This is a genomic window from Sphingobium cyanobacteriorum (assembly GCF_030580935.1).
Classification (GTDB): domain Bacteria; phylum Pseudomonadota; class Alphaproteobacteria; order Sphingomonadales; family Sphingomonadaceae; genus Sphingobium; species Sphingobium cyanobacteriorum.
Genome location: NZ_JAUQOM010000052.1, coordinates 1 through 3,618, shown reverse-complemented (window position 1 = coordinate 3,618; position 3,618 = coordinate 1). Strand labels below are relative to the sequence as shown.

General features: G+C 67.5%; 6 protein-coding genes. 5 read left to right on the top strand and 1 reads right to left on the bottom strand.

Going from position 1 to position 3,618, the window contains the following annotated elements:
• The first annotated feature begins 110 nt into the window (after positions 1 to 110).
• Genes Q4610_RS21490 through Q4610_RS21480 form a run of 3 tightly spaced genes read left to right on the top strand, consistent with a single transcriptional unit; the run spans position 111 to position 2,135 of the window.
• Positions 111 to 851: a hypothetical protein gene (locus Q4610_RS21490; RefSeq protein WP_304537812.1), complete on the top strand. Its 741-nt coding sequence runs from the start codon at positions 111 to 113 to the stop codon at positions 849 to 851.
• Positions 852 to 864: 13 nt separating this feature from the next.
• On the top strand, positions 865 to 1,776 hold the full coding sequence (locus Q4610_RS21485; RefSeq protein ID WP_304537813.1) for a hypothetical protein: 912 nt from the start codon (positions 865 to 867) through the stop codon (positions 1,774 to 1,776).
• Positions 1,773 to 2,135, top strand: coding sequence for a DUF3768 domain-containing protein (locus tag Q4610_RS21480; protein ID WP_304537811.1), 363 nt, complete (start codon positions 1,773 to 1,775; stop codon positions 2,133 to 2,135). Before Q4610_RS21485 ends, Q4610_RS21480 begins: the two co-directional genes overlap by 4 nt.
• Positions 2,136 to 2,151: 16 nt before the next feature.
• Here the strand turns inward: Q4610_RS21480 and Q4610_RS21475 are convergent, their stop codons facing one another.
• The gene (locus tag Q4610_RS21475; RefSeq protein WP_304537810.1) at positions 2,152 to 2,871 is read right to left on the bottom strand and encodes a CPBP family intramembrane glutamic endopeptidase; all 720 of its coding nucleotides are present in this window, start codon (positions 2,869 to 2,871) and stop codon (positions 2,152 to 2,154) included.
• A 71-nt stretch (positions 2,872 to 2,942) separates the two neighbouring features.
• Between Q4610_RS21475 and Q4610_RS21470 the strand changes: the two genes are divergently transcribed.
• Entirely contained in the window at positions 2,943 to 3,140 is a 198-nt protein-coding gene (locus Q4610_RS21470; protein WP_304537809.1) for a hypothetical protein, read from the top strand.
• Entirely contained in the window at positions 3,137 to 3,454 is a 318-nt protein-coding gene (locus Q4610_RS21465) for a hypothetical protein (RefSeq protein WP_304537808.1), read from the top strand. Before Q4610_RS21470 ends, Q4610_RS21465 begins: the two co-directional genes overlap by 4 nt.
• Positions 3,455 to 3,618 lie beyond the last annotated feature (164 nt).

Sequence of the window (3,618 nt, the reverse complement as noted above, 5' to 3'; positions counted from 1 at the left end):
GGACCGTCAATGACCAGAATGATTTGCTTGCGCGCCTCTTCGGACTGCAAAAGGTTAACAAAGCATGAAAATACCGGCCTTGGCTGGGTGATAGCTGCCTCCAGAAGTGTTTGCGACACGCCCTCGGCTATGGCCGGGGCTGGGGCCGCGCCTGGACGCCCGACGAGGATGTGCTGCTGCGCAATGCCTATGAGACGGCAGCAAGCCTCACACCGCTCCGCGCGCGGCTCGGCCGCACCGCCTGCTCGCTTCGCTGGCGCGCCGAATATCTCGGCCTGCGCGGCACGCACGCCAACCGCAATGGATGGCGAATGGGACCGGACTGGACCGATGCCCAGGAAGCGTTTCTCCGCGAGCACTATGGGAAGATGCCCAACCAGTCGCTCGCCGCCCAACTCGGGCGGACCAAAGCCGCAATGTTCAGCCGCGCGAACCTGCTCGGGCTCGTCCACGGCTACATCCGCCCGTTCAGCGCCGACGAAACGCGGGCGCTCGATCTCGCCTTCCGACACGGAGTCGCAATCGCCGACCTTGCCACTGCCCTTGGACGCAAGGCTTGCTCGGTCAGCAAATATGCGACGAACCATGGCATCCGCTTCGGCCGCCGACCGCTACGCTCGCCCGCACCGACGCTCGCCGACATCCTGGCGCTCGACGCGCCAACGGAGAGGGGAGGGGGCGCGGGCTTGGTCGATCATGTGATCGACTCGAGCCCGGAGCGCCCCCATGCCAACGACCAACACGACGCCCGCGATGCGCGCCGTGAACGACGCGCTCGCCGCCTCGGCCGCGGACGCCCGACCCGAACCGAGGCCAGGCGCCAGGAACGACGGCTCCGCCGCCGCCCGTAGCCCGGACATCATCATGGTGGCCGCACCACCGCCGGTCGTGCTCGCCTACGGCGTCGGCGTCGACAGCACGGCCCTGCTGGTCGAGAAGGTCGCCCGCGGCGAAGCCCCGGACCTGGTGCTGACCGCTGACACGGGCGTCGAGAAGCCCGAGACCTATGCCTATCTCGACGTGATCGGGCCATGGCTCCGCTCCCACGGCATCCGGCACGAGATCGTCTCCTACACGCCCAAGCGCTTCAAGCACTGGCCGCCCTATTACTCACTGCTCGAAATGGCGCTGACCAACGCCACCCTCCCCAGCAAATCGCTCGGTGGGTCAAGCTGCAGCCTCAAATACAAAAAAGCGCCACAGGACGCCTTTCTGCGGACCTGGCAGCCCGCCATCGACGCGTGGGCACGCGGCCAGCGCGTCATCCGCCTGATCGGCTTCGACGCCGGCAAGCGCGACACGATCCGCTACTCGCACGCCGCCACGATCGACGATCCGCTCTACGAATGCCAGTACCCGTTGCGTGAATGGGGCTGGGATCGGGACGACTGCGCCCGCCGGATCGAGGCCGAAGGCCTCCCGGTGCCGCCGAAGTCGAGCTGCTGGTTCTGCATCGGAATGACACCCGAGGAGGTCCGCGCGCTCCCGACCTGGTGCCTTCGCCTGATCGTGCTGGTCGAGGCCCGCGCCGCGCCGCGGCTCCGGACCGTCGAAGGCCTCTGGCGCAAGACCACCCGCGCACGCCCCGGCCGTATGAGCGACTTCATCCGCTGGGAGAGGCTGCTCCCTGCGGCCGAGATCGACGCGATCGAGCGCGACGCTCCGCTCGACCTGATCCGGTTCCAGGACGTCGCCGCCTCCATCCCCCTCGAGGAGCGCCCGACGATGCGGGACTGGCTCGACCGCTTCAACGCAGGCCTGAAGGAGGCAGCATGATGGCTACTCTCGCACCGTCGATCACCCGCATCGTCGAACTCAACGATCGCTGCCGCATGGGCCTCGACCACTCGGCGCGCATCGTTGCCACTCGCGACTGCCTCGCCACCATCGCCAAGGGCGACCGGAGCATCGACCTCGTAATCGCCCAGGCCCGTCTCCTGAAGGCGGTGCGCAATTTCCGCTTTGCCGCAGACGATCGCACCGAGCACGATTTCGGCGCGCTGGACCTCGACGGCGAGCGCATCTTCTTCAAGATCGACTATTACGACGCCGCTCTGGAATACGGCTCGGAAGATCCGGCGGACGCCTCGATTACCACCCGCGTCCTGACCATCATGCTCGCCCGCGACTATTAGGCCGGAGGCCGCGACCTCAGGCCGCCGCGAGCGACAGATACCAGAGCCCGAACGCATTGCTCGCCGCATGGACGACGAACCCAGGCAGCAACGAGCTGGTCCGCAAAGCGCACCATCCCGTGCCGAGGCCGAGACAGAACGCGGCAACGAGGTTCGACGGCTCGAAGTGAAGCACGAACACGAACAGCAGCGCCGATACCAGCACCGCGGCGAAGGCGGGCATGCGCTCGCGCAGCGCGCCCAGCAGATAGCCACGATAGAGCAGTTCCTCGATCGCCGGGGCGACCAGCACCGTCGCCACGACCAGCGCGATCGAGGATGCCCCGCCCGAGGCCGCGAGCGCCTCTCCGATCGCCAGCTTCTCAGCCGCGCCCATCTGCCAGACGGTGTTGCCCTGCAGCGCCATGATCCCGAGCGGGATCTGGCTGATCGCCAATGCACCGACGATCGTCAGAATGGTCGCCGCGTTCCATCGCGGCAGCACCGCCAAGACACGCGCCCGACGATCGGCCGTGGTTACGTCACGGCGCACAAGGGAAATCACGATAACTGCCGCGGAGACGATCGTCGCGGCGATCAGGTCGGGCGTCGACGGCGAAATGCCCAGCATCGGCCCCACGACATAGTGGATCACGGTCAGAGCCGCGACGTGCAGGGCAAGAAGCCCTGCGACCATCCAACCGGAGAACAGCTTCGCCCGCCCCGCGGACGGGGCGTCCATCGCATTGGTCGCCATGTCGACCTCCTCAGCTGCGCAGCCTATCACCGGCAGGCGCATCGGCAACCCATCGTCAGAAGGAGCAGCCCATGTCCGCGATACGACCCGCAACCGAGCAGGACGCGACCGCGATCCTGACCTCGATCGACTGCCTGCGCGAAGCCCGCAATCTCTTGCGCCAGGCCGGTGCCTCCAAGGCCGCACGCGCGGTCGCCACGGCCATGAAGAGCGCCCAGGGTGCCGAGCGGCACGTTCGCCACCGTATCCGCCGGACCCAGCACGCATGAGCCGCCACGTCCTTCAGCCCCGCGCTGACCGCCCCGACGTCGCCGAGGCGACGATCGGATGGGACCGCCCACTGGCGACCTTCTTCGTCCAGGCCTTCGCCCCCCAGGTGGACGGCGAGGACCACATCATCGAATGGTGCGGATCCGAACCGGGCGAACTCCCCACCCCCGAGGCCGCGATCGCGATTGCAACGGCCTTTGCCATCGTTCCCGACGAGCTGGCGGCAACCCTGCATGCCGACCGCGCCGCAACTTCCGATCACGTCGACAGCCCTTGGCAGACCCGACTGAAGCGACGGCTCTTCGGCGACTGAGACCCTCCGGAACGACGACCATCGCCGCGCGAACAGCGCGCCGATGAGGGCGCTTGCGCGCCTGCCCGGCCGACGGCCGGGGAGGAGAGGGGGTGAGAGTGAGGTGTCTCGGACAAGGGGTTCGAGAGCATCAGGAGGTTTCGCCATGAACATCGGTTCCATCA

Coding starts and splice junctions, on each gene's coding strand:
- Q4610_RS21480 (WP_304537811.1), top strand. CDS start 1,773: ATGATGGCTACTCTCGCACCGTCGATCACCCGCATCGTCGAACTCAAC.
- Q4610_RS21470 (WP_304537809.1), top strand. CDS start 2,943: ATGTCCGCGATACGACCCGCAACCGAGCAGGACGCGACCGCGATCCTG.
- Q4610_RS21485 (WP_304537813.1), top strand. CDS start 865: ATGGTGGCCGCACCACCGCCGGTCGTGCTCGCCTACGGCGTCGGCGTC.
- Q4610_RS21465 (WP_304537808.1), top strand. CDS start 3,137: ATGAGCCGCCACGTCCTTCAGCCCCGCGCTGACCGCCCCGACGTCGCC.
- Q4610_RS21475 (WP_304537810.1), bottom strand. CDS start 2,871: ATGGCGACCAATGCGATGGACGCCCCGTCCGCGGGGCGGGCGAAGCTG.